The 26522-nt window shown below is 71.1% G+C and carries 18 protein-coding genes and 2 pseudogenes; 6 read left to right on the top strand and 14 right to left on the bottom strand.

The window, feature by feature from the left end:
- Positions 1-234: 234 nt before the first annotated feature.
- Positions 235-588, top strand: coding sequence for an Ig-like domain-containing protein (locus U5640_RS43760; protein WP_340373785.1), 354 nt, complete (start codon positions 235-237; stop codon positions 586-588).
- A gap of 76 nt (positions 589-664) precedes the next feature.
- Positions 665-823 (top strand): hypothetical protein, encoded by a 159-nt coding sequence (locus tag U5640_RS43755; protein ID WP_340373786.1) that lies wholly within the window; start codon positions 665-667, stop codon positions 821-823.
- Between the two features lie 191 nt (positions 824-1014).
- Here U5640_RS43755 and U5640_RS43750 read toward each other — a convergent pair whose 3' ends face one another.
- Together U5640_RS43750 and U5640_RS43745 are read right to left on the bottom strand one after the other, a co-directional pair.
- On the bottom strand, positions 1015-1761 hold the full coding sequence (locus U5640_RS43750; protein ID WP_340373787.1) for an IPT/TIG domain-containing protein: 747 nt from the start codon (positions 1759-1761) through the stop codon (positions 1015-1017).
- A gap of 771 nt (positions 1762-2532) precedes the next feature.
- On the bottom strand, positions 2533-3345 hold the full coding sequence (locus U5640_RS43745) for an IPT/TIG domain-containing protein (RefSeq protein WP_340373788.1): 813 nt from the start codon (positions 3343-3345) through the stop codon (positions 2533-2535).
- A 1053-nt stretch (positions 3346-4398) separates the two neighbouring features.
- Between U5640_RS43745 and U5640_RS43740 the strand changes: the two genes are divergently transcribed.
- Entirely contained in the window at positions 4399-5418 is a 1020-nt protein-coding gene (locus tag U5640_RS43740) for an IPT/TIG domain-containing protein (protein WP_340373789.1), read from the top strand.
- A 130-nt stretch (positions 5419-5548) separates the two neighbouring features.
- On the opposite strand, the pseudogene U5640_RS43735 reads toward U5640_RS43740, so the two are convergent.
- The 7 genes and pseudogenes from U5640_RS43735 to U5640_RS43705 form a co-directional block, all read right to left on the bottom strand.
- A pseudogene (locus U5640_RS43735) lies at positions 5549-6795 on the bottom strand (IS701 family transposase); the annotation flags it as partial.
- Positions 6796-7025: 230 nt separating this feature from the next.
- Positions 7026-8117 carry an IS630 family transposase gene (locus U5640_RS43730; protein ID WP_340373790.1) on the bottom strand — a complete coding sequence of 364 codons (1092 nt, stop codon included), beginning with the start codon at positions 8115-8117 and terminating at the stop codon, positions 7026-7028.
- Positions 8118-8388: 271 nt separating this feature from the next.
- Positions 8389-8577, bottom strand: a complete 189-nt coding sequence (locus U5640_RS43725; protein ID WP_340373791.1) for a hypothetical protein — start codon at positions 8575-8577, stop codon at positions 8389-8391.
- Positions 8578-10382: 1805 nt separating this feature from the next.
- Entirely contained in the window at positions 10383-10670 is a 288-nt protein-coding gene (locus U5640_RS43720) for a hypothetical protein (protein ID WP_340384833.1), read from the bottom strand.
- A gap of 291 nt (positions 10671-10961) precedes the next feature.
- Positions 10962-11373 (bottom strand): annotated as a pseudogene (locus tag U5640_RS43715) (sigma factor-like helix-turn-helix DNA-binding protein); the annotation flags it as partial.
- 52 nt (positions 11374-11425) lie between these two features.
- Complete coding sequence (locus U5640_RS43710; protein ID WP_340384831.1) at positions 11426-12169, bottom strand: SDR family NAD(P)-dependent oxidoreductase; 744 nt, start codon at positions 12167-12169, stop codon at positions 11426-11428.
- 349 nt (positions 12170-12518) lie between these two features.
- Positions 12519-12995, bottom strand: a complete 477-nt coding sequence (locus U5640_RS43705) for a MarR family transcriptional regulator (protein WP_340384829.1) — start codon at positions 12993-12995, stop codon at positions 12519-12521.
- Between the two features lie 47 nt (positions 12996-13042).
- Here U5640_RS43705 and pip point away from each other — a divergent pair, with 47 nt between their 5' ends.
- Entirely contained in the window at positions 13043-14002 is a 960-nt protein-coding gene (pip, locus tag U5640_RS43700; protein WP_340384827.1) for a prolyl aminopeptidase, read from the top strand.
- 218 nt (positions 14003-14220) lie between these two features.
- Here the strand turns inward: pip and U5640_RS43695 are convergent, their stop codons facing one another.
- Entirely contained in the window at positions 14221-14553 is a 333-nt protein-coding gene (locus U5640_RS43695) for a type II toxin-antitoxin system PemK/MazF family toxin (RefSeq protein WP_340384825.1), read from the bottom strand.
- A 356-nt stretch (positions 14554-14909) separates the two neighbouring features.
- Positions 14910-16049 carry a helix-turn-helix domain-containing protein gene (locus tag U5640_RS43690; RefSeq protein ID WP_340384823.1) on the bottom strand — a complete coding sequence of 380 codons (1140 nt, stop codon included), beginning with the start codon at positions 16047-16049 and terminating at the stop codon, positions 14910-14912.
- An 87-nt stretch (positions 16050-16136) separates the two neighbouring features.
- Here U5640_RS43690 and U5640_RS43685 point away from each other — a divergent pair, with 87 nt between their 5' ends.
- Entirely contained in the window at positions 16137-17195 is a 1059-nt protein-coding gene (locus U5640_RS43685; protein ID WP_340384821.1) for a ferredoxin reductase, read from the top strand.
- 7 nt (positions 17196-17202) lie between these two features.
- Complete coding sequence (locus tag U5640_RS43680; RefSeq protein WP_340384819.1) at positions 17203-18321, top strand: acyl-CoA desaturase; 1119 nt, start codon at positions 17203-17205, stop codon at positions 18319-18321.
- Between the two features lie 545 nt (positions 18322-18866).
- Here U5640_RS43680 and U5640_RS43675 read toward each other — a convergent pair.
- The 3 genes from U5640_RS43675 to U5640_RS43665 are packed head-to-tail and all read right to left on the bottom strand — an operon-like array spanning position 18867 to position 26498.
- Entirely contained in the window at positions 18867-19943 is a 1077-nt protein-coding gene (locus U5640_RS43675; protein ID WP_340384817.1) for a methyltransferase, read from the bottom strand.
- Entirely contained in the window at positions 19936-21159 is a 1224-nt protein-coding gene (locus U5640_RS43670) for a cytochrome P450 (protein ID WP_340384814.1), read from the bottom strand. The genes U5640_RS43675 and U5640_RS43670 overlap by 8 nt, the downstream gene beginning before the upstream one ends.
- On the bottom strand, positions 21159-26498 hold the full coding sequence (locus U5640_RS43665) for an SDR family NAD(P)-dependent oxidoreductase (protein ID WP_340384812.1): 5340 nt from the start codon (positions 26496-26498) through the stop codon (positions 21159-21161). Before U5640_RS43665 ends, U5640_RS43670 begins: the two co-directional genes overlap by 1 nt.
- Positions 26499-26522: the final 24 nt, after the last annotated feature.

Raw genomic sequence — 26522 nt, 5'->3', positions numbered from 1 at the left:
ATCTTGGACCAAGATTAATGATATGTACTGATATAAACACGCATGGTCGCCTAGCGTGAGGTCATCCAGAAAACATCCAGCACGGACCAGGACAAAGGGAGTTGACTCGTGATGCGTAGACGTCCCCGTGACAGGTGGGCAGGGGTCACAGCAGCGGCCGTGGCGGCCGTGATGGCCGTTGCCTCCCCGGCGGCGGCCGCCCCGTCGGCCACGAGCGTCACTGCAGCTCCCGCGGTGGCTTCGATCGGAGCTGCGGTCGAGCTGACCGCGACGGTCACCTGTGCCTCCGATCCGGGCGGCGGTCTGGGGATGACGTTCTTCGACGGCGCCGACCTGCTGGGCACGGTGGCCGTCGCGGCGAACGGCCAGGCACGGTTCACCGCCTCGTTCACGGCACTCGGCACGCACACGATCACCGCTGCCTACAACGGCAACGAATCCTGCGACGCCTCCAGCGGCACGGCACCCGTGTCGGTCTCGGCGGCGCCCGTCACCCCCACCGTGCCCCCCGGGCTGTGCCTGCTCACCTGCGGAGGGCTGCTCGGCTTCGTGGTCGGGGACATCCACAACAACATCATCATCGGCTGAGGACCCGGGGGGCGGGCCGACGCGGGGGCGGGCCGACCAGGTCCCCGGACGGTTTGGCCGCGGACCGGGCCGGCGGATGAACCGCGCCCGCTCCTGGCGCCGTTGTGCCCGTGCCGGGACCGCGCCGCTGCACGCACTGCTGCCGGGGAAGCGCCCTCTTGCGGCCGCCGGGCAGGGCATCCCCGCGCACGGCACGCACGGTTCGCCGGCCGGCACCACCACCGCCGTGACGTGACCGCGCCGGCCCGGGGACCGCTGCTTGTCCGTCCCCGCCCCGCGGCCCCGTCCGCCGCCCGCAACGGCCCCCGGGACGACCGCTGCCCGCCTGCGGGGCCGTGGGGCCGTCACAGGCGGGCGCGTCACAGGCGGGCGCGTGACAGGTCCTGTGCACCGGGGCAGGACGCGAACCTGTCGCAGGGGGAGGGATCAGATGCCCGGGCCTGCCACGTAGGTGTAGGCACCGGCTGCGGTGTCCGATCCGGCGGCGTTGGTCACGACCACGTCGACCGCTCCCGCGGTGCCGGGCGGGGTGACCACCGACAGCGTGGTGGAGTTGATCACGGCGAACGGTGCGGGGACGCCGTCGAAGGTGACCGATTCGGTGCTGTCCAGGTTGGTTCCGGTGACCGTCACCGCGGTCCCGCCCGAGGTCGGGCCCGAGGTCGGGCTGAGGGTTCCGATCGTGGGGACGTCGACGTAGACGTAGGTCAGCCCGTTGTTGCTCCCCCCGGCGGTGGTGACGCTCACCGACACCGGCCCTGCCGCCGCGCCCGCGGGAACCGTGACGGCGAGTGAGCTGTCGGAGACCACCGTGGGGGTGGCGGTTGCTGCGCCGAAGGAGACACTGGTCGCGGTCGACAGGCCGGTCCCCGTGACGGTGACGGTGTTGCCGCCGGCCAGCGGACCCGAGGACGCGCTCAGGGACGACTTGAACGGGGCGCCGACGTAGAAGAACGGCACCGGATTGCTCGTGCCGCCCGGGGTCTTGACGGTGATGCCGACGGTCCCGGTTCCCGACGGGGAGACCGCGGTGACCTGGGTCGGCGAAACGTTGGTGACGTTCGTGGCGGGCTTGCTGCCGAACATCACGGCGCTGGTGTTGGCCAGGTTCGTGCCGGTGATGGTCACCAGGGTCCCGCCTCCCGTGGAACCCTGATTCGGAGAGATCGGCATGGAACACTCCTCGCTGGTTGGGTGGGACGTGCGAGGAACCGGCGGAACAGCCGATGACCGCGACGAGCCTCACAAGCCTCTCGCGCCTGTCCGGCGTGATGCGCATTGCATAGACCGGGAAAAGAAGAGCCCCTTGCCCCCCATTCAGGAGTGCACTGCAGGCATGGGGAGGGAATCCGGCATATACATGCCCGCCTCATTCTTCCCCCGGCACGGGGATGGGCGGCCCGCCGGTTCACATTCTTAATTGACTCACGCGCCCAATCGGGTGACAAGACGCAGTTGACTCCATTCACCTGAACGAGTTAACCGCCCTTGCGGGAGTTCAGGTTCTTGCGGTCGGCCGGGAGGGGCGAAAGGTATGCCCGGGGAAGGATCGGCCCTGCTCACGCCGGAGGCGCGGCGACACGGCCGCCCGGCGGCAGCCTGCGGCGTCCGCCGTGCAGACGGCCGTCCTCGCGTGCGTGCGGCCCGCGCCGCGGGGATTGTCCGCCGGCCCGGCGGAGGCGACCGGGTGTGCCGCATTCTTCTTCACCGCTCCGGCTTTTGGCCGTTCGACGCGGGGACCGGCGAATTCTGCCCGGTTTTCCGCGCCATGCCGTTCCGGGCGGCCGTCAGCCGTTCCGGGCGGCCGTCGATCCCATGCCGTCCGTTCGCGCTCCGCTTTCCGCAAAGGACACCGAAACCCGCGAGACGGGCCGGGACGGCACACGCCACGATGATGCCCGCACACGAAGTGCGGGCATCATCGTGGCGTGCGGCTTTCGTCGATCACACGTAGGTGAAGCCGCCCGTGACGCTGGCCGAGCCTGCCGGGGTGGTCACCACCACCGCGGCGTTGCCGGCCGTCCCGGCCGGTGTGATGCCGGCGAGTACCGTCCCGGTGGGGTCGACGATGACGTTGGTCGCCGCGACTCCTCCGATGGTGACGGCGGCACCTGTCAGATGGGAGCCCGTGATGGCGAACGGCGTGCCGCCCGCGGCGGGGCCGGAAGCCGGCGTGATGGCCGTGACCGTGGGCACGGCCGGCCCGACGTAGGTGAAGCCGCCGGGTACGGTCGTGGTGCCCCCCGCAGTCGTCACCTGGACGGAGACGAGGCCCGCGGCATGAGCAGGAGTCACGCCGGTGAGGATGACTCCGCCGATCACGTTCACGCCGGTGGCGGGGACTCCGCCGAAGGTGACCGAGGCGCCGGCGAGGTTGGCGCCGATGATCGTGAAGGGTGTGCCGCCCTCGACCGGCCCGGTCACCGGGGTGATCGCCAGCGCGATGGGCGCCGGCGTCACGGGGGGCACGTAGGTGTAGTGGGCCGGCGTGCTCGCCCCGGCCGGGGTGGTGACGACGACGGGCACGTTGCCCGCGGCGTGCGCAGGGGCGATGACGGTGAGCAGGATCCCCAGGGGGTCCTGCGCGACGATGGTCGCGGGCACGCCGTCGAAGGTGACGGAGGTCGCCCCGCCCAGGTTGGTGCCGATGAGGAGGACGACGTTGCCTCCGCTGGTCGGTCCGAATCCCGGGACGGCGGCGATCAGGGTCGGCTGCGTCAGGATCGGGGGGAGGGGGAACAGGGTGGCGACAGACATGGTTGTCTCCTTCTGGGGTTCGGATGAGGGGGCGCCGCGGCCGTGCTCCACGGCCGTGTGTGGGAGAGCACCGCAAGGGGCCCCGCGCCGTACGCGGTTGCGGTGACGGACACCGAAGCCGCGTGTGCAGGCCGGCCATGAGGCAGACGGCGCAGAACTGCCGCGGTCGCTACGGCTGGCGTTCTCGCTGCTCGGGCGGCGCAGCTCCTGCGCGAGCTCGCCGTGAGGAACCGGCGGAGCCGTGTCGCGCTGTCCGGCTGAATGGGCGAACCGCCGGTGTCTCCAGTGATCCATACGGGTGAAAGAAAGAGCAAGGGACAGAACCGAACATCGCCCGTATGGCGGAGCGCGCGCATGAGGAGCCGGAAGCGACGGGCGCGCGGCCCGATCCGGGCGGTCCCCTCGCACACGCCCCCCGGGCTCCGCCGTGGCGGTGCGTCACCCGTGGGCCCGGCCACCAGGTCTGACGCCGTGCCGCGTTCGCTTCCCCAGCCACGGACAGCTCCGCTGCGTGGCCGCCGCGTCGCGACGGCCACGGCGTGGGCGCTGGTGCCGCCGCGTCGCGACGGGTGCACGCCCCGCGCGCCCGGGACGGCCCCGAGGGACGGGGCCGGGCCCCGCCCCGGTGCCCCCGCGCAGGGCCGGCCCGGCCGCGGCGGCGGACACAGCGCGGCCCCGGCAGCCGGGCACGGAGGGCGGCGGACGTTACTCCGTGCGGGTGAGTGGGCGCCGCTGCCCCTTGTTCCGGGCACGGCCCCTGTGGGTCACTACTGCTGGAGAACGTGCGGGACCCACCCGGGCGGGCCGGCGCCGGCCCGCCTCGTGTCGGTGCGGACTGCACGGCGCGGCCGCACCGACCGGCCCCGAGGTGCAGACGACCCCGCCACCACCACGGCGAGTGGCGTGCCGGGCTCCGCTCCGCTCCGGCTTCTCCCGCCGCAGACATGACGCACCGCGAACGGGGCATCCCGGTCAGCCGGACAGCCCTCGGCACAGCCGCCTGCCTTTGAACCTTCGTCCCCGCCGTCTTCTCAGTCTCCCTAGGAGCCCTTGATGCCTCCCGTGGTCACGTCGGTCAGCCCCACGCAGGGACCCACCTCCGGAGGAACAACCGTCACCATCACCGGTACCAGCCTGACGGGCGCCACTGCCGTACGCTTCGGCTCGGCCAACGCTTCCTCCTACACCGTCAACTCCTCCACGCGGATCACCGCGGTCACCCCACCGGGAGGCGCGGGGGCCGTCCCGGTGACCGTGGTGTCCCCCAGCGGGAGCAGCAATACGACGGTCAGCTTCACCTACACGGTCGTCCTGCCCTCGGTGACCGGCGTCTCGCCCGTCTCCGGCCCCACCAGCGGCGGTACCGCCGTCACGCTGACGGGTGCGAACCTTTCCGGTGCCACGGCGGTGCGCTTCGGCGCTGCCAACGCCGCCTCGTTCACCGTGACTTCGCCGACGCAGATCACGGCCGTCTCGCCCCCCGGGTCTCCCGGCGCGGTGCCGGTGACCGTGACGACACCGGCCGGCACCAGCGCGGCTTCCCCGGGGGCCTACTACTTCTACGCCCCGGCCCCTGTGCTGTCGGAGATCTCCCCCGGTGCCGGGCCGGCCGCCGGCGGCGCAAGCGTCACCCTGAGCGGGCAGAACCTCTCGAACGCCACAGCGGTGCAGTTCGCCACGTCCGGTTCCGTCTTCACCGTCCTGTCGTCCACGGAGATCGTGGCAACAGCACCGCCGGGACTGGGGACGGTATCGGTGACGGTGACCACGCCGGGCGGGTCCAGCAACCCGCTCGCCTACGCCTACGTGTCCGCCCCTGTGCTCACCGCCGTGTCGCCCCCCACCGCAGGCGTGTCCGCAGGAACCGTGGTGACCCTGACGGGCACCGGCCTGACGACCACTACGTCCGTGACCATCGGCGGCGCGGCAGTCGCCTTCGTGGTGCTCTCCGACAGCCAGCTGACTGCTGCGGTACCGGCGGGCCCGCCCGGCGCGGCCGCCATCGAGGTCACCACCGCCGCAGGCACCGCGCCCGCGCTCGTCTTCCACCGGGTGGAACCGCCCGGCATCTAGCAGTGCTTGGTCAGGTGGGTATCGGTTCTGGCATGTCGCGGTGACAGGTGGGGCAGGCGCCGGTCCAGACCGCGAGGAGTAACTGCAGTTCACGGGCGACCCGGTAGAGGCTCAGGCCGGCGCCGTCTCTTTTTGGGGACCGGGTGATGCGCTGGAGGGTGCAGAAGGCGTGCGCGACGGAAGACCCGGATGACGTGGTGGTGCCAGCCTCTCCAGGTGCGGCCCTCGAAGCGGGCCAGGCCCAGGACCTGCTTCATCTCGCGGTAGTCGTGCTCGATACGCCAGCGCAGCTTCGCGGTGCGCACAAGGGCGGCCGGCGGGATGTCGGCGGGCAGGCTGGACCGCCAGAACTGCACGGGTTCGGCCTCAGTGGCGGGCCATTCGGCCAGCAGCCAGCGCACCGGCAGCTCCGGGCCGTCGCAGGCCTTGCGGATCTCGCGTCCGGCGGGCCTGATCCGCAAGGCCACGAAGCGTGAGTACATGCGCTTGAGGCCGCTGCGGCCGCTGCCCGGGCGGGAAGGCTCCCGCCCGGGCAGCGGCCGGGCGGCCCGCTTGCCGGCCTCGATGACCAGCTTCTTCACTGCCCGGGCCGGGTCGGGGTAGACAGGCTGAGGCCGGGGACCGCGACCGCCGCAGGGCGGGGTGTGCAGCTGTGCTGGTTCCGGCCGGGCGGTGGTCGTGGCGGAGATCCCGACCACGCAGGAGAGCCCACGCTCTTCCAGACCGAGGCGGAAGGCGGCGGCATCGCCGTAGCCGCCGTCAGCGACGACGAGCGGGATGTCGATGCCCCACGACTGCGTCTCGTCGATCATGTCCCGGGCCAGCTGCCACTTCTCGACATGGCCGACCTCGGCCGGGATACCGCACGTGTCCCGGCGGGCCACCTTGAGCGGATCGGCCTTCGGCGAGGCGGGATCCCAGCTCTCGGGCAGGAACAGCCGCCAGTCCACGGCCGCCGACGCCCGGTCCGATGCCAGATGCAGCGAGACCCCGGCCTGGCAGCTGGTGACCCTGCCCGCGGTGCCGGTGCACTGCCCGGCCACACAGGCAGAGGCATCACCGTCCTTGAGGAAGCCGGTATCATCCACGCTCAGCGAGGTCGGCTCGATCACCTGCTGCATCCGCCACGCCAGACCGGCCCGCACATACGCCGCGCCCCACGGGCTGGAGGTGATGAAATGGGCCAGAACCTGCCCGTTGCCGTCCTCACCCAGCCGTGCGGCCATCGGCTCCACCCACTCGCGCCGCGTCCAGCAGCAGCCCCCGCAGATACACCTCGCCCCACCGGCGCTGACCCGGCCGCGCGAACAGCTCGAACATCTCCGCCGCGAAGTCCTCCAGATCACACCGGACCGCAGCCAACTCCCCACCCAGCACACCCGGTCAACAACACACCCGATCAAACGGACACGCCACCGGCGAATAAACCTGACCAAGCCCTACTAGGGGGTGTTGCGAAAATCCTGTGCGGTGCCCGCGGTGTCCGGCGCGTGCTCTCGGAGTGCCGGACGAAAGCCCTCGTACTGGACGTACTCGGGATTTCGGCCGGTGCGCCGAGAGGGCGTGCCAGGCGCCGTGGGTGCCGTGCGGGACTCTCGCAACACCCCCTAGTGTCCTGAGTCTTTGATTCGATTCAGATATCCGGTGAGGCGTTCGAAGATCTCGTCAGCGGTCTTCGTCCAGACGAAGGGCCTCGGGTTGTCGTTCCAGTCGGCGATCCAGGCCCGGATGTCCTTCTCCAGGGCTTGGACGTTCCTGTGGACGCCACGCCGTATCTGCTTGTCCGTCAGCAGTGCGAACCAGCGCTCCACCTGGTTGAGCCAGGACGAGCTGGTCGGGGTGAAGTGCATGTGGAACCGGGGATGGGCCAGCAGCCACTTCTGGATCGCGGGCGTCTTGTGGGTGGCGTAGTTGTCGCAGATCAGGTGGACGTCGAGATGGTCTGGGACCTCCTTGTCCAGCTTGGCCAGGAACTTCTTGAACTCCACCGCGCGGTGCCGGCGGTGGAGCGAGCTGATGACCTCGCCGGTGGCCGCGTTCAGGGCGGCGAACAGGGTCGTCACGCCGCCGCGCAAGTAGTCGTGGGTGCGGCGCTCGGGCATGCCCGGCATCATCGGCAGCACCGGCGCCGACCGGTCCAGCGCCTGGATCTGTGACTTCTCGTCCACGCACAGGACGATGGCCCGCTCGGGCGGGTCCAGGTACAGGCCGACAACGTCGCGGACCTTCTCGATGAACTGCGGGTCCTTGGACAGCTTGAAGGTGTCCACCAGGTGTGGTTTGAGGCCGAAGGTCCGCCAGATCCGCGAGACGGTGGACTGGCTCAGGCCGCTGGCCGCGGCCATGTCCCGTGTCGACCAGTGCGTGGCGTTCTTCGGAGTGGTCTCCAGGGTCCGCACGACCACCTCCTCGACTTTCTCGTCGCTCACCGTGCGGGGCGGGCCGGGCCGCGGCTCGTCCGACAGACCCTGGAGCCGGTCGGCCGCGAACCGCTTACGCCACTTGGCCACCGTGACCGGGTGGACCCCAAGCTCCATTCCCACCGCGGTGTTCGAGCCGCCATCAGCACACGCGAGTACGATCCGGCACCTCAACGCCAGAGCCTGCGAGGACGTTGCCCGCCGTGACCAGCGCAGCAGCGTCTCTCGCTCCTCATCCGTCAGAACCACCTCGACCGTCGGCCGACCCATACGCGCCATGAGCCCAGCCTACTTCTGTATCGAAATAAAGACTCATGACACTAGAAGCATCCTGAAGATCGTGAAATCGCGCCCGACTTGCACCGGTTCATAGTGATTGACATTTACTGGCAATCCGGGGCGAGTCAGGCGGCCGGAGCAAGATCTTCATCAGACTCCTAGGCGTGCTTCGCCAGGTTCCGGCTCCGGTTCTGCGAGCCGTGCCGGCCTGGACGCTCACCGGGCGGGCCGCGTCACCGCCCCCGGGCCTGTGTCACCCGGCAGGAGCCGGTCAGCCGTTGTTCCCGGCGGCCGGAGCCGCGCCGCCGGCCGCCGGTGCCACGCCGGACGGTGCTCTGAAACGGAAGATGTGCCGCAGAAGGTCCACCGTGCTCGATTCCCCCAGGACGCCCGGGCCGTCGTCGGCCGCCGCGGCCGTGCCGGCGCAGTGCCGCCGTCCCGGTCCGGCATCTGCGGTCATGAAATCCACTTTTCTTCCCTTTCGCCGACCGGGGAGCCAGGGCTTCGTCCAGTCCGCCCGGGCTCCACGACAGGATGCCAGCACGGGAGCAGCCCGCCCCGGGGCGACACAGCGTTCCGCTGAACAGAGTTGCCGCCGAGGACGGTTACGGCCGGCGGCTTCGCGTGCCGGAGAGACCGGTCGGACCGGGCGCAAGAAGGCCGGCAGGTGCCGTGAACGGTGAGGGAAAGGGGGCGTCCGGAACGGCGCGGCGCCCCCCCCTGCCGTCGGGGAAGGACGAGCGTGCATGCCCGGGCAGACCCCTCTCGGCGCAGGGCATGTCCGCGCCTGTCCTCGACAGGGCCCATACGGCCCGGGGCCGGTGCGTGGCGCAACACCGCCTGACGCGGCAACCAACCAGTCGGTGCCACACGAGTGACACCGACTGGCGATCCAATACCTCCCGGGAGTGCCCATCGCAGCTCCGGCAGGGCCCTGCAACCCCCTACCCCTTCTGGCGGTCGAAAGCCGTACCGAAGTCGCGTCCCCCGGGAGGATGGGCTGCCCACCGGTTGGATATTTCCAGTGACGCAGCATCTGACATATGCCGCAAGGGACAGGAGGGATCGTCACTCCATTGGCGGGGCGTACGGGCGGGGCGCTTTCCGTACCGGTCAGGCACGGCCGCGGGCGCACCGCCAGACCCCCTGCCTGCACCCCGTCCGCGACAAAGGCCTGACGCGCACCGGGCCCCCGGCAGCCGTCCCGGGGCAGAAACCGGCCGGGACCGACGGGCCCCCGGGGCCGACGGGCCCCCGGGGCCGACGGGCCGACCGGCACGGCCCGGCCACGGACAGGCCGCGCCCGGGCCGCGGGTGACGCATGACGGGCCGCTACGGGCAGAGCGCCTCCCCCGCAACCGGGCAGGACCAGCGGCACAGGGCGGCGGCGCCGGACCGGCAGCAGCCCGCACGGGCCCGGACAGCCGGGAGGCACGGCCCGGAGCAGACCGGGACCGGACCGGAGTGCGGCCCCGCCCCGGGTTCTGCCGCGCGGGCCCCGGGCATCCGTTCCGGAATTCCGGCCCCCCTCACCCGATCAAGTGATAACGGGGAACACTCATTGTCATCACCCTGCCCGGGTGATCAGCTACTGCCATCTCAGGTATCGAGCACTGGCGGGGCGCCCATCCTTACCAGCCGACGTGGAAGGAGCCGGCGTGCCCGGCATCACAGCTGACGTCCCCCACCGGAGCCGACCACCGGTGGGACAAGCACCACCGCCCCGGGCACCGGACCCGGCACGTCCGTCCCCACAGTGCTGCGCGGCGACGACTCGGTACCCTTCACCGTGCTGAACAGCACCACCCCCACGCTGAAGACACCCCCCAGGCCGCCACCAACGCCCAGAACGGCGTCGCCGTGCCACCGGGCACGGCCACAAACCGCCGCGTCGACCACACGACACCGACGGTACCGGCCGTCACAACCATCCACCCCCCTCCCCACCAACCAGCGACGACACCCAGCCGACACACCCCACCATCGCAGAGAACTTCCCCAACACCAGCCACACCACCCAGCACACCCCAGCACCCATCACCCGAACCAGCACCACCGTCCCCGCCAGCGGACCGATCACGGTCACCGCCGACGGCGGAACGGCCTCGGCGCCAACTTCACCTACCCCACCCCGGCCGTCCCCGCGGCCGGCGCCGTCACCCCACCCGCCGGACCGACCGCCAGCGGCACCCGGGTCTACGTCAGCGAGACACAAACCGGCGCCATCGGCGTCATCGACACCCGAACCGGCACCCTCACCGCCCACTACACCGGCTTCCGCCGGCCCTGCACCACAGCCCTCTCCCCCACGGCGAACGCCTGTACGTACCCGACTACGACGCCAACACCGTCACCGTCCTCGACACCGGCACCGGCACCGGCACCGGAGACGTCATCGAGACGATCCCCGGCTTCGCCCAGCCCTTCGCCGTCGCACTCCCCCACGACGGCGCACTCGCCTACGTCACCAGCAGCGGCGACGGCACCGTACACGCCATCAGCACCGTCACCAACGAAGTCATCGCCGCCTACAGCGGACTGAACGTCCCCCACGGCCTACGGCCTCACGATCGACCCCCACGACCTGGACATCCACGTCGCCGACAGCAACAACAGCACCGTCGCCGTCCTGATCGGCCTCCAAGGCGTCTTCCCCGACCAGGGCCCCACCAGCGGCGGCACCCCCGTCACCGTCGTCGGCACCCACCTCTCCCACACCACCACCCTCGTAACCATCGCCGGCACCGAAGTCCCCCCACGCAGCACTCTCCGACCCCCGGATCGAAGCCACCACCCCAGTGCGAGCACGTCCAGCAGATCGGCGGTCTCGATCGCACGCTGCTACGCCTCCAGCGCGGCCTGCACTGTCTACTTGGAAACCACCGTCCGCGGCCGCCGAGCATCGACGTGCTGGCGCGCGCGGTGCACGATCAGCCGCACTGCGGCCGGAGACTTGTCCACGGCCGCCGCGATCTCGTCGTACCCGACGTCGAAGGCCTCGCGCAGCACGAACGCAGCGCTCGGTTGGCGACCGGGTCTCCAGGACGAGCATGAGCGCCACGTCCTTGGCCACGTCCGGCGCGGCTACCAACGGCTCGGGCAGCCACGGCCCGACGTACGTCTCGCGGCGGCGCTGCTGGCCGCGCCGCCGCGAGACGTACGTCGGGCCGTCGGTGGCCGAGCCGAGGATCTCGTAGGCGACGGTGAACAGCAGGCTGCGCTGGGCGACGAAGGCGTCGGTCGCCTGAACCGCGATCGTTCCGGGCCTGACGCTGATTTCGTGATCGTCCCCGCTGGCGGCCGGACGATCACCACTCTATGGGGCCGAGCCGATCTGTGAAGGTCCCGCTCGGGCCGTCGGGGTCCAGCAGCGCCAAGCGAACGATCGAGTCGGTGCCCTCGGTCACGGTCAGCTGCCCCATGTTGTTGTTCATGTCGGTGGCCGCGAAGGTGCGGTTCACGACTTCTCCGGGGGTGGCGGCGTTGAACTTGATGGCGGGGAACGCCTGCGCGTAGCGGACGGTCAGCATGTTCAGCGCCGCCTTGGAGGAGCTGTAGGCGAGTTCGTGCATCTTCGACACCGGCTGCTGTGGATCGGTCACCACCGAGAACGCCCCGACGGCGCTGGACACCATCACCACCCGGGGGTGGTCGGCGGCCTGCAGCAGCGGCAGGAAGGCATGGGTGACGCGGATCGGGCCATAGACGTTGGTGTCGTAAACGGCGTGGACCTCCGCGACCGTCGCCTGGCCGGGGTGGATCGCGTGGCCCGGAGCCCCGGCGTTGTTGATCAGGACATCCAGCCGGTCGGTGTGCGCGCGCACGAGTTCCTCGGCGGCCGCCACGGACTCCTCCGAGGTGACGTCCAGCGGGACCAGGACGACATCGATGCCGTCGGCGGCCAGCTTCTCGGCGGCCGCGCGGCCGCGAACCTCATCCCGGGAGCCGAGGAACACCTTCCATCCCAGCTCTCCGAGGCGACGGGCGGCCTCGTGGCCCAGACCCTTGTTGGCGCCGGTGATCAGGACTGTGGACTGCTTTGTGTCGGTCATGCCCACAAGACACCGCTCGCGTCGCTCCCGTGACACGGTATGAGCGGCATCACACTGCCGGAGTTCCTCCGCGGCTCCCGGGAACTGCGTGACGTCGGGGTGGGGGATCAGGGCGGGCGGACGATCAGGCCAGTCTGTCGGCGGCGAACCTCTTGATCTGCGGCATCCAGTGGGAGCGCGCGTTGTCCCAGATGCCGATCAGCCGCGCGTCGAGTTACCGGTGCGCAGGGGCCGGCAGGCCGCGGTTCGGAGATCGATGCCACGGCTGCCCGGTGAGCAGCCGTGGCATCGATCTTGCGCTGGAGCGGGCCGGACGCATGACTGGGGAGAGGGACCCTGTGGTGGGCTCCTACCGCTGATAGGCCGCCACGATCCGCTGTCGGAACGGGCGGCGACGTACCGCCTCTGCCACCTCCGTCAGCAGGTCGGCCAGCGGCATAGAGAGTTCCGTGTCCAGCTCCGCCATCGCCGCCGCAGTCGCGTCCCACTCGGCCTCGATCTGCGGCAGCAGGGCATGGGCCTTCGGTGTGAGCTCGATCAGTCGGCGGCGGGCGTCTCGCGGGTCGGGGGTATGGGTCACCAGACCCGCGCGGGCCATCTGGGCTGCCGTCTGGCTTGCGGCTGAGTGCGTGACACCCACCGCCGTGGCCAGGTCGCGGACCGATAGCGGACCTTCGGTCACAAGTGCCCGTACGGCCGGGGAGAAGCGGGGCCGGTACTCGGCGAGGCCCTGCTCCTTGTAGACCTCGGCCACGTCGCCGTCGAGCAGTTCGAGGACGTGGCGGAGCAGGGTGCCGACGGCTTCCGGGTCTGGGTGATTCCTCATGATGTTAATCTAACAGCACTGTCAGATGTCAGGAGGGTACGTCTCCCATGGCCGAGCTCTATCCCCCCATCGACCCTCACGAGCACGGCGTACTCGACGTCGGCGACGGCAACCGCGTCTATTGGGAGGTATGCGGGAATCCCGTCGGCAAGCCCGCCCTCGTTCTGCACGGCGGCCCGGGGTCCGGCGCAGGGCCGTTCTGGCGGCGGCTGTTCGACCCTGCGGCGTACCGCATCGTGCTCTTCGACCAGCGCGGGTGCGGGCGGAGCACGCCCGACGCCGCCGATCCGCAGACCTCGCTCGCCGCCAACACCACCCCGCATCTGATCACCGACATCGAACTGCTGCGGCAGCGTCTCGGCATCGACAAATGGCTGGTCATCGGCGGCTCCTGGGGCGTGACCCTCGCGCTGGCCTACGCCGAACGGCATCCCGGACGCGTGTCCGAGCTGGTGCTCTTCAGCATCACCAGCACCACCCGCCGCGAGGTGGAGTGGATCACCCGGGACATGGGTCGGGTCTTTCCCGAGGAATGGGCGCGGTTCCGCGACGCCGTACCGCAGCCGGAGCGCGACGGCAGCCTGGTGGAGGCGTACGCCCGGATGCTCGACGCCCCTGATCCGGCCGTACGGGAGCGTGCGGCGCGGGAGTGGTGCCGCTGGGAGGACGTGCACGTGTCCGCCCACCGGGGGTACACGCCCGATCCCCGCTACGAGGACCCGCACTTCCGGCTGCGCTTCGCCCGTCTGGTCACGCACTACTGGCGGCACGCCGGCTTCCTGGAGGACGAGGCGCTGTTGCGCGATGCCGGGAGACTCGCCGGCATTCCCGGCGTGATGGTCCAAGGGCGAATGGACATCAGCAGTCCGCCGGACATCGCTTGGCGGCTGGCGCAGGCCTGGCCGGACGCGGAGCTCGTGCTGATCCGCGAGGAGGGGCACGGGCTGTCGGGGGATGCCACGAAGAAGGCGGTGTTGGCGGCTACGGACCGGTTCCGTCCGAGCTAGTGCCGTGACCGGAAAGGTTCACCGGCTCGCGACGCCCGGCACGGCACCTCGCCGCGTTGTCGCATCACCCGAGTACATCCAGTACGCGGGCGACGCTCCGCCTTGCGATGCACCGCACCGGACGCCGCGAGCTTCCCGGCAAACCTTCCCGGTCACGGCACTAGTCGATCGTCTGGACGAGATCCGCCACGCCATCGGGGGGTCGGTTCCCTCTCCGCCTACCCGAGGCCGCCGAGACGGAGGGCGTCCTCAATCTCGCTGAGCTTCGCGGAGGACAGGACGCCCGCCCGCTCGATCAGGTCATCCCGCGACACGGTGGTCAGCCACGTGCAAGGAGTAAATCCTGGACGCGGGAACGCGAACCGCAGCACGCCTTCAGAGGGCAGTCCTTCCATGGCGCCAACTCGCACTTCGACACCGAGACCGCCGATGTCGACGCCTGCCGGAGCGACGACCTGCATCGCCCGGATCCCGGACGCGTCGTCTTCCGAGAGCAGTACGACCAGCCGCCGCTCGTCGAACTCGACCCACCAGACTTCGCCACGTTGCACATGTCCTCCTGACACAGGACGGCAAGCGAACGCCCGACCCTGAGGCGCTGAGCCGGATCGCAGGCCGGCTCGCGCTTTGCTCCGTCACCGCCGCGTCGGCGGCGGTGCCCCGCGCACGCGAGAGAGCAACGCCATGACCGGACCGCCCCCGCCCCTGCGCGGTTGTCGACGACCGCCTCACCTTCAACGCCACCATCATCTCCAGTTCCACGAACGGCGCCGAAGGCGGGATCGGCCGGGATGCGGGACCGATGTCGTTCTGGCCCCGGCGTGACGGTGCCGGCCGGCCGTTCTGGTCGGTCGCTACGGCGGTGATCAGCACGGGCGACGGGTCGGGTGGACAGTCGGCGTACGCGTCAGCCGGCCCGCAGGCCGACCGCCAGCGTCAGTTCAAGGACCCGGTGCGGCGAGGCGAGATCCGGAAACAGCTCCCGCAGCTGCGACATCCGGTACCGGACGGTCTGGGGATGGACGAACAGCGCCGCCGCCACCTCGTCCCGCCTGCCCTGGTGCAGCAGCCACTCCCGCAGCGTCTCCTCCAGCCGCCGAGCGGTCGCAGCGGGCACGGTCCGCAACGGTGCGAGGGCTCGGGCACGCAAGTCGGCGAACGCGTCCACGTCGGCGCTCAGTACCAGCTCGGGCAGGTGGTCCTCGGTGTCGCGGATATCGGAGGAGAGGGAGCGCGCGCGCAGGGCCCGTGCGTAGGAGGCGGACGCACGGATCCACGGCCGGGCCGGGCCGACCACGGCGGCGCGGTCCGCCAGCTGCCGCAGGAGATGCGACCGGTCGGCATCCGGGACGAGCAGCACACCGACGGCGTCCGGCAGATCGTCCACGACGAGGGTGCTCGGGTCGAGCACACGGTAGGCGGGCCGGGCCTGGGCGGCGGGCAGCAGGACCGCGGTCAGTGAAACCGGAGGCGGCCACCCGGCCCGCTGAGCGGAAGCCAGCAGAACGTCCGGGCTCGCGCCGGCGAGGAGGTCGCGGGCGAGGTGTTCGAGATGACGCTCGTGGGCCCTGCCCTGGGCGGCCAGCTCGTCGGCGTGGCCCGCGGCGCTCGCGGCGGAGAGCTCGTCGATGTAGGCGAAAGTCAGCTCGGCGAACTTGGCGACCTCGGCGGCGGGCAGACCCGCAGGTACGGCACCCGCTGCCAGGCATCGCCAGGCCACGCGGGCGCCGACCCGATAGGCGCTGAGCAGGGCATCCATCGAACGGCCGTCGCGCACCTCGCCTCGGCCCAGCTCGTAGGCCGCGTCACCGGCGTCGCCGCCTGTGGCGTTCCCGCTCGCGAGGTCCAGGTAGTGCCCCAGGGCGGTGCGGACGGCTCGGCGGATGGTGCCGCCCATGCTCCCGGAAAGGGCGCCTGCGTAGGGAGGGACCTCGTCGATGATCGCCTGGACGACCTCGTCGGCGGTGGTCCTCAGCGCGGACCGGAGTGCGGTGACCGTCGTCTCATCCAGGGCCAGTTCGCTGGCCCTCCTGATTGCATGGCTCACGTCTTTGTTCCCTGCGAACAATTCTACCGACCAGATTTACGTCCTGCGGTCAGGACTTTACGCCGTGAGGCGCAGCAAGCTGGAGTCATGACGAGTGCAGCCCTCCGCAGCAGGGCGTGGAAACTGCTGGAGATGGTCACGACGCCGCTGCTGCCGTCGGACTACCTCGACCTGGTCAGCCCGCTGCGTGCGGGCGCCGACCTGCGGGGACGCATCGAGGCCGTGCACCCCGAGACGGATGACGCCGCGACCGTCGTGATCAGGCCGGGACGGGGCTGGCGCGGCCACACGGCCGGTCAGTACATGCGGATCGGGGTCGACGTCGACGGGGTGCGCCTGTGGCGTGCCTACTCGATCACCTCGCCGAGCAACCGCGCCGACGGCCGAGTCACGATCACCGTGAAGGCGATCCCGGGCGGCAAGGTCAGCAACCACCTGGTCCGCAGGGCGAGACCGGGCACGCTGATCCAGCTCGACCAGTCGGCCGGTGACTTCGTACTGCCGCAGGCGAGGCCGGCCAAGGTGCTCTACCTGACGGCCGGCAGCGGCATCACCCCCGTGATGGGCATGCTGCGCGACACGGAGTTGGACGACGTCGTCGTGGTCCACTGCGCGCCGCGGCCGCAAGACGTGATCTTCCGCAGCGAACTGCACGGCATGGCCGCGGACAGGAAGCTGCGGCTCACCGAGGTGCACACCGACACGGACGGCATGCTCGACATCGCCCGTCTCGACGAACACGTGCCCGACTGGGCCGAGCGCGAGGCCTGGGCCTGCGGGCCCGCGGGCCTGCTCGACGCCGCCGAGAAGCACTGGAGTGAGCACGGCGTACCAGAGCGCCTGCACACCGAACGCTTCCGCCCCAGCATCGTCGTCGCAGGCGACGGCGGCGGCGAGGTCACGTTCAGCGCCACCGGCAAGACCGTCGAGGCGGACGGCGCGACGCCGTTGCTGGACGTCGGCGAGGAGGCCGGCGTGCTCATGCCCTCCGGGTGCCGCATGGGGATCTGCTTCGGCTGCGTCTCGCCGCTCAAGGCGGGCGCCGTCCGCGACCTGCGCACCGGCGAGATCACCGAGGCCGAGCCGGGCGTCCTCATCCAGACCTGTGTGTCCGCCGCGGCGGGCCCATGCGACATCGAACGGTAGGAGCACCTTGACCGCCATCGACCCCACCGCCCACCTGACCGCGGAGCAGATCGAGGAGCTCGGCCGCGAGCTGGACGCGATCCGCGACGAGGTGATCGCCGGCCGCGGCGAGAAGGACGCCGCCTACATCCGTAAGGTCATCTCGGCGCAGCGCAAGCTCGAGCTGGTCAGCAGGGGCGTGCTGCTGTTCTCGTTCTTCCCGCCCGCGTGGCTGCTGGGCACCGCCGGTCTGTCCGTGGCGAAGATCATGGACAACATGGAGATCGGCCACAACGTCCTGCACGGGCAGTGGGACTGGATGCGCGACCCGAAGATCCACTCCACCACCTGGGAGTGGGATCACGTCTCGCCGTCCGAGCAGTGGAAGCACTCGCACAACGAGCTGCACCACACGTACACCAACGTGATCGGCAAGGACAACGACCTCGGCTACGGCATCATGCGCGTCGACGAGGACCAGAGGTGGCACCCGTTCCACCTCGGCCAGCCGCTGTGGAACTTCATCAACGCCTGCTTCTTCGAGTACGGCATCGCAGCGTACGACCTGGAACTCGGCAAGAACCTGCGCAAGCGCCGCCGCAAGGACCCGGAGTTCCGCGCGCGGGCCAGGGCCGTGGGCCGCAAGATCCGCAAGCAGGTGCTCAAGGACTACGTCATCCACCCGCTGCTGTCGGGCCCGTCGTTCCTCACCACGCTCGCCGCCACGTTCACCGCGAACCTGGTCCGCAACATCTGGTCGCACTCGGTGATCATGTGCGGGCACTTCCCCGAGGGCGTGCAGGTCTTCGAGCGCCGTTCGATCAAGGGCGAGACGCGCGGCCAGTGGTACCTGCGCCAGATGATGGGCTCGGCGAACATCAGCGGCAGCAGGGCCATGCACTTCATGACCGGCAATCTGTCGCACCAGATCGAGCACCACCTGTTCCCGGACCTGCCGAGCAACCGGTACGCCGAGGTCGCCGTGAAGGTGCGCGCGCTGTTCGAAAAGTACGAGCTGGAGTACGTCACCGGGCCGCTGCCCAAGCAGGTGTTCTCCGCGTGGCGCAAGGTCTTCCGCCTCTCGCTGCCGAACAAGAAGCGCCAGGTCAGCACGCCGGAGCGCGAGCAGGAGCTCGTCGCGGCCTGATTCCCGGTCGCGGACGGTGGGCGGGCGCGACGGCACGGGACGGCGCGCATGCCAGTGCAAGACTTCGTCAGCCTGTGTGTGGGACACGCCGGGAGGATCACTGCCTGGGGCGGCGCTTTCACCCCTCCGACGGAGTCCGGTGCCGGTCGCGACCGCTGCGGCACCCTCGTCTCACTTCTTTGCGGCCGGACCGGGGAGAGTTGATCCGGGCGGCGGACTTCGGTCGTGCGCGGAGCCCGGTCGGAGAAGGCAGCCGGCACCGTCCGCAAGCGCGAGTCCCGGACGGTCAGGCCCGCGCCGTCAACAGCCCGCCGGTGCCCGGCGATCACGGGCCGGACGGCGGTGACGATGTGGAGGTGGTCCTCACCGAGCCTCTGCGCGAGGCGGACTCGGGCGCCGGGCACCCCGGGCGGCACGGAGCAGAAGTTGCCCCGGAAGGGGTGTGGTGTGGTGTGGGTGCGGGGATCGGGGCCGGCCCCCGTGGGAGCCGGCCCCGGCGCGAGCGACCCGTCGTGCATCGCCGGGCAGACGCGGCCCGAACGCCGCTACCCCTTTCGGGCCGTGACAGCCCCGTTCGCCCCAGGACCGTCGAACGGTACGGTCCGCACCTCACGAAAGCCCGCCTCGCGCAGCCAGGTGCCGTACTCGGCGGCGGTGTAGTTGCGCCCCCAGGTCCCTACCAACATGTTCATGCTCATCAGGGCGGCGTCCAGGGGACCGGTCTTGTCGTCGTCGACCAGCAGTTCGCTGATGACGATCAGTCCGCCCGGTGAGAGCGCGCGACGGCACGCGGCGAGAAGCCGTCTGTTCCGTGGCTCGTCCCAGTCGTGCAGGATCATCGACAGCAGGACCGCGTCGTGGCCTCCGGGCAGTTCGGGTTCGGCGAAGAAGTCCCCGGGATGTGTGCGGATGCGTTCGGACAGTCCCACCGCCGCCACCCGCTTGTCGGTGTGCGCACAGACGAACGGCAGGTCGTAGACGGTGGTTGTCAGCTGCGGGAAGCGGCGGCAGAGCTCGATGGCGAAGGCTCCGCCTCCGCCCCCGACGTCCAGCAGCCGGCGTGTCCGGCCGAGGTCGACGGCCTCCCCCAGGGCGCGTGCGGTGAGGCTGGACAGCGGGAACAGACCGTCCCAGAAGGCAGTGGACCGGTTCTCCTCGTCGAAGATGCGGTCCTGCTGCTCGGGGGCCCAGCGGCTGGGGGCGTCGGAGCGCAGGGCCTCGGTGATCCGCAGCCAGCCCGGGGTGGTGTGGTCGCGGACCATGAGGATGTAGTCACCCAGGTAGTGCGGGCGCTCGCGGACCAGGTAGGCGTCGGCGGTCGGGCTGTTGCGGTACCGGGGTCCCGTCGCCGGTGGGGAGTTCTCCGGCAACGGCGGGCCGTCCGTGTGCAGGAGGCCGAGTGCCGCGCAGGCGGTCAGCAGGACCTCGGCCGGGCGCGGACCCAGACCGAGGCCGGCGGCCAGTTGCGCGGCCGTCGCGCCCCCGATGGCGGCGAGATGGGTGAACAGACCGATCTCGACCGCACCGGCCAAGGTCTGCGCGGCCCACATCCCGCCGGTGATCCGCAGCAGGTCGGCCGGGGCGGGCGGCGCGCCGGCCGGGGGCTTCATCGGCTCAGTCACCGTTCGCCTCGTCTCCGGTCGGGTTCTCGAAACTCACCCGCACCTGGTCGAAGACGACGTGCCGACCGTTCTCGAAGTGCCGTTCGGACTCGCCGACCAGGTGATAGACGGGATGCCGCGCGAGGTGCTGGAGCACGGCCCGCAGCTCCAGCCGGGCCAGCGGGGCGCCCAGACAGTGGTGGATGCCGTAACCGAAGCTGAGGTGCTGGTGGGAGGTGCCCCGGTCGAGGGAGAAGGTGTCGGGGTCGGGGAACTTGGCAGGGTCCCGGTTGGCCGCGTCCAGCAGCAGGACGACCCGGGCGCCGCGCGGGATCGTCGTGCCGTCGATCTCCACGTCCTGTGTGGTGACCCGGGTGAAACGGTCGGTCGGACACCAGCGGCGCATCGTCTCGTCGCCGACCACGGGGATCAGTTCGGGCTGGGCCCGCAGCCGGTGCTGGATCTCCGGGTTACGGGCGAGGTTCCAGAGCATCCGGCTGATGGTGTTGAGGGTGGTCTGGTGTCCGGCGACGCACAGCGACACGATGATCGAGTGCAGGCGCTCCTCCTCCAGCGGCCTGCCGTCGACGGTGGTGCGCGCCAGCCGGGACAGGTAGTGGTCGCCGGGGTCCGCGCGGGCGGCACGGACCTCCTCGGCCAGCAGTGCGCGAAACTGCGGCCAGAACCCGTCCGCGTCGCTGTCCTTGGACAGGTGCTGCCACAGATTGCTGGTCAGTTCGCGGACCTTGTCCTGGGCGTTCGCGGACAGGCCGATGGCCAGGGCGAGCACACCGATGGCCATCGGGTGGGCCAGCTCCGCGACGAAGTCACCGCCGCCGCGTCCGGCGATCGGACCGATCAGTTCGGCCGCGAGAGCACTGACACCGTCCTCCAGACGGCGTACCTCCTCGTTGTGCAGGGGCGGCGCCATCAGCCGGCGCAGCTCGCCGTGCTCGGGCGGGTCGAACTCGATCGGTGAGAACAGGGGCATCCCGGCGGCCCTCGGGTGGAACACGCCGGAGCCGGAGCTGAATACGGTGTGGTTCTTGAGGGCCGCCCGGACGTCGTCATGGCGCGACAGGATCCACAGCCCGCCGTGCGCAGGCGTCCAGCCGACGGCTGAGCGCTCTCTGATCAGGCGGTTGACTTCCTCGGCCAGGTCGGGTGTGTACGCGGGGTCGTGCCAGTCGAACTCCCGCACCAGGAGATCGATGACATCCTGTCGCGCCGTGGTCATCAGTCCTCCTCGCCGTCCTCGTTCGCGGCGGCGTCCTCGGCAGCCCGCCGGGTCAGCTCCCCGACCAGGAAGTCGGCGAGGGAGGCGACCGTCGGGTTGCTCCACAGGATGGTCGGCGGCAGATCGATCCCGAACCGGCGGTTGAGCCGGACGCGCAGGCCGACGGTGAGGACGGAGTCCACTCCGAGGTCCACGAGCGGACGGTTGGGGTCGATGTCGGCGGCCGGCAGGTTGAGTTCGGCGGCGACCTGTTCGTTCACCTCCGCGACGGCCCGCTCGGCCAGTTCCTCGCCGGTCAGCGCCGACCAGTCGGTGCCCCCGCCGACGACCGCCGCGTCGTCCTCGGTGACACCGGTCAGCTCGCTGAAGACCGGCAGCCGGCGTTCCGGCAGCACGCGCAGGATGGCGTAGTACCGGCTGTCGAAGCGGTCCGCGAACGACCAGGCGCGGAAGGCTTCGTTGATCGAGATGCTGCCCAGGCCCCGTGACTCCGCCTCGATGGTGGTGGTGTCGGCGGTGGTCTCGGCCATGCCCGCGCCCCGCCAGGAGGTCCAGGCGAGGCTGACGGTCTCGGTGGCGCCGTGGGCCCCGCGGTGCGCGGCCAGTCCGTCCAGGAAGGAGTTGGCCGCGGCGTAGCTGGCCTGGCCGGTGAGCCGGGCGAGCTGGCCGCAGGAGGAGAAGAACACCATGAAGTCGAGCGTCGCGGGCGGGAACATCCGGTGCAGGACCATCGCGCCGAGCATCTTGGGGGCCATGGCATGCCTCAGTCCGGCCCGGTCGACGTGGTCGACGAGGGCGTCGGCGACCACGCCGGCCGCGTGCACGACGCCGCGGATCGGCGGCAGGTCGAGGGCGGCGGGATCGAGGGCGGCGGCGGCCTGCTCGGCGTCGGAGATGTCCAGGGCGAGCACCCGCACGGTTGCCCCTAGCGCTTCCAGGGCGAGCACCGCGTCGATCCGGCGGCGCACCGCCGGGTCTTCGACCAGGGCCCATGCGGAGCGCGGCGGCAGTCCACTGCGGCTGACCAGGACCAGTCGGCGGGCCCCCTGCTCGACCAGCGAGCGGGCGACCTCCAGGCCGAGGGCGCCGACACCACCGGTGATCAGGTAGGTGCCGTCGGGGCGGCATCGCACGCCGCCGGAGCCCGCGGGCCGGTCGATCTGGGTGAGCCGTGCCACCGAGACGCCGTCCTTGGTGAGCGAGACGACGTCCTCGGCACCGGGCAGGGCCGACAGCACCCGCAGCACCCGGTCGGGGGTGTCGCCGTCGAAGCCCAGCAGTTCGGCGCCCACGTCGATCACCCCGCCCCAGAGGTCGGGGCGCTCTCCGGCGGTGATCCGGGAGACACCCCACAGCGGAGCGTGGGCGAGCGAGGCCTGCTGGTCGGGTGAGCGGACGCCCTGGGTGAGGCACCACAGTCGCAGCGGTGAGGCGGTGTCGGGGTCGGGCCGTTCGGCGAGGCGGCGGCCGAGTGCCTGGACCGCCTCGATCAGGCTCCAGGCGCAGCGCTCGGCGGCTGCTTCCGGTGTCTCGTCGGGGAGTTGGCGGGGCGGCGCGACCAACAGTACGCCGGGCTCGTCGAGGGAGAGTTCAGCGATCTCGGTGACTGAGCCGAGGCGACGGCAGCGCACCCCGGAGTCCCCGAGGTCGCGGGCGAGGGACTCGGTGACGGTCTCGTCGCCGAGCAGCAGCAGCCGGGTGGGCCGGGCACCCTCCTTGACCTCCACGGGCCGCCAGGCGATCTCGTGCACCAGCTCGCGGGGGGCCATGATGCCGCCCGGACGGTCCTGGACGACGGTGTAGCGCAGGCCCGTCACCTCGCAGACCACCTGACCGCTCTCGTCCGCGATCAGGACGTCGATGGTGGTGTCGGGGTCGGTGGCCGACCGCGTGGTGTGCACGGTGATCCGCGGGGGCGGATCACCCCGGTAGGCGATGGCCTCGATGTGCGAGGAGGTGCGCAGCGAGGTGGCGTCCTCCTTCGTCACCAGCACGCCGCTGACGGTGAGGGCTCCGTCGATGACGGCGGTCCAGCTGCTGGGGTGCAGTTTGGGCTCATGGTCGATGACGACGGTGGCGAGCTGTTCGACGTCGTTGCGCCGCAGCTCGGTGACCACCCACGGGAAGGTGTACCCGTCGACACCCATGGCGCGGAACATGCCGTCGACCTTCGTCCACGTCCACTCGTCGGGGCAGCGGTCCCGGATGGCCTGGATGTCCTCCATCGGGCGGCTGCCGACGTCCGCGCCCCGGTCGACGGTCGCGGTGGTGTGGGTGAGCCACTCCAGCTCCTGGTGCGCGTCCTCACCCGCTTCGCGGCGCAGGCAGCTGGCGAGCCGGGCCTGGTTCTGGTCCAGCACGACCTGGACCACGCGCGGCGGCTGTGCGGCGAGTGGGGTGCGGAAGACGATGTCGCGCAGGCCCGGCCGTCGGTCGCCGTCGGTGGCGGCGGTGACGAAGGTGTGCAGTACGACAGAGGCCGGCACGGTCTCGACGCCGACGACCTTGTGGCTCTGCGCGTAGGGACGGCAGTCCATGTCGAGGTGGGTCTGCCAGACCTGCTGGGCGGGGGAGCCGGCGACGGTCATCCGGCCGCCGAGCAGGGTGTGGGTGTCCGGGTCGTGGCCGCGGCCGTGGCTCTCGGCGGCGCTCTCGGGGAAGATCCAGTACGGTCGGTGCTGCCAGCGTGTGGTGGGCAGCGGGAGCAACTCGCCCTCCTGGTAGGGCCATTGCACCGGGACCCCCTGGCAGTGCAGTTCGGCCAGGGCACGCAGCAGGGTGGGGCCGGCGGGGGTGTCCCGCCGCATCGACACGGCGATGTGCAGATCGTCGATGCCGAGGTGTTCCGCGGTCTCCCGGACGGACTGGGCGACCACCGGGTGCGAGGAGACCTCGAGGAAGACGCGGTGGCCGTCCTCGACGGCGGCCGTCACGGCCCGGGCGAAGCGTACGGGCCGGCGCAGGTTGGTGCGCCAGTAGTCGCCCGCGCGGGGTTCGGTGCCGCGCGGGTCGGCGAGGGCGGTGCTGTACAGCGTGGTGTGCGGGGTGCGGGCGGTCAGTTGCCGGGCGGCCTGGGTCACCTCCTCCAGGACCTCGTCCACGTGCGGGCTGTGGAACGCCACATCGGTGTCGACGCGGCGCACCTCGATGCCGACCGAGGTCCACTCCGTGACGAGGTGTCCTATCGCCTCGGCGTCACCGGAGACGACGGTGGAGCGGGGGCTGGCGGAGATCGCGGCAACCAGGCCGTCCCAGCCCTCCAGGTGCAGTTCGACGTCGTCGAGCGACTCGCCCACCAGCGCCATGCCGCCGCGTCCGGCGATGCGCTGGAGGGCTCGGGCGCGGCGGCAGGCGAAGCGCGCGGCGTCGGTGAGGTCGAGGGCTCCGGCAGCGACACAGGCGGCGATCTCGCCCACCGAGTGGCCGATCACGGCGCTCGGGGCGAGGCCGTGGGACGACCAGGTCTCGGCCAGGGCGACCTGGATCGCAAAGGTCATCGCCTGGACCACGGTGACGGTCCAGGGGCCCCCGTCCTCGATGACCGAGCGTGGAGTCCAGCCCAGTTCCTCCTCGAAGACCTCGGCGAGGCCGTCGATCGTCCGGGCGAACACGGGCTCGTCGCGCAACAGGTCGCGGCCCATGCCGGTCCACTGGGCCCCGTGTCCGGAGAACACCCATACGGCGCCGGTGGCGGCGGCCGGGAGGGTGCGTCCGGTGACCACCTCGGGGGCGCGTCCGCCGGCCGCCAGTACGTCCAGTCCGGCGGCGAGCTGCTCGCCCGTCGCGGCGACGACGGCGGCCCTGACGTCGAGAGGGGAGCGGCGGTGGGTCAGGGTGTGGGCGACCGAGCCGAGGCCGGCTGCGGGATGGGCGCGCAGCCAGGCGGCGGTGGCCTCGGCCAGGGCGCGCACGCCGGCGTCGGACATCGCGGAGAGGGGGAACACCCGGTGCCCGGCGTCTGTGACCGTGTCCGCAGCGGGTTCGCCGGCGGGCGGCTCCTGGAGGATCAGGTGGCTGATGGTGCCGCCGACGCCGTAGCTGGAGACACCCGCGCGCCGGGGCTCGCCGTGGGCCGGCCAGGGGGTGGTCTCGGCGACCAGGCGCAGCCCGTTGTCCTCGAAGCCCAGCTGCGCGTCGGGTTCCTGATGCACGCTGGGCGGCAGCTCACGATGGTGCATGGCCAGGACGGTCTTGATCACGCCGGCGATTCCGGACGCGGCCTCCACGTGGCCGATGTTGGGCTTGAGCGTGCCCACGAGGCAGGGGCCTTCGTCGGCATCGGTCCGGTCGGTGCCGAAGACGGCGGCCAGTGCGTGGATCTCCGCGCGGTCGCCGGCCTGCGTGCCGGTGCCGTGCGCTTCGACGTAGCTGATCGAGCGGGGCGATATCCGCGCCCGCTCGTAGATCTCGCGCAGCATGCGCTCCTGGGCTTCGCCGCTGGGCGCCATCATGCCGTCGGAACGGCCGTCCTGGTACACGCCGCTGCCGATGATCAGGGCGCGGACCGTGTCTCCGTCCCTGCGGGCGTCGGACAGGCGCTTGAGGACCACGACTCCGGCGCCCTCGCCGCGTCCGTAGCCGTCGGCGGCGCGGTCGAAGGCCTTGCTGCGGCCGTCGGGCGAGGTCGCGCCCGCCGCGTCCAGGGCGACGTTGAGCGCGGGGCTGGCGATGACGTTCACGCCGCCGACGATCGCGACCGGCGTCTCCTGAAGGCGCAGAGCCTGGCACGCGACGTGCAGGGCGGTCAGCGACCCGGCGCAGGCCGTGTCGACGGCCATGCTGGGTCCCTTGACGTCAAGGAAGTAGGAGATCCGGTTGGCCATGCCGTAGAAGGTGGTGCCGTTGACGGCCCACGCGCCGGTTCTGCAGAGGTCCTCCAGAAGCCGCCTGCCGTAGTCGTTGGAGTTGGCAGCCATGTACACCCCGGTGCCGGTGCCGCGCAGGGCGAGCGGCGGCACGCCCGCGTCCTCGAGCGCCTCCCAGGCGAGTTCCAGGAGGATGCGCTGCTGGGGGTCGAGGAACTCCGCCTCACGGGGGGTGATGCGGAAGAAGTCCGCGTCGAATCCCTCGATGTCGTCGAGGTACATGCCCTTGCGGGTGGTCCGCCGCAGGACGGCGGTCGCGTCGGGGCTCTGCGCCGTGTACGGGTCCCAGCGTTTGCCGGGCATCTCCGCGATCGAGCTGCGCCCTGCCAGGAGTGACTCCCACAGCAGTTGCGGAGTGGTGAGGTCGGGGGCGAACCGGCAGCTCATACCGATGATCGCGATGGCCTCGTCCGCGCCATCGGGGTGTCGCCATCCGCGAATCGCGCCCGGCTGCTGCTCGTCGTGCTCGTGCACTGGCCCTCCGCGTTGGTTGGTCGC

It is taken from the genome of Streptomyces sp. SS7 (genome assembly GCF_037993025.1).
GTDB lineage: Bacteria > Actinomycetota > Actinomycetes > Streptomycetales > Streptomycetaceae > Streptomyces.
The sequence above is the reverse complement of the archived record's forward strand: the minus strand, read 5'-3'. Positions and strand labels throughout refer to the sequence as shown.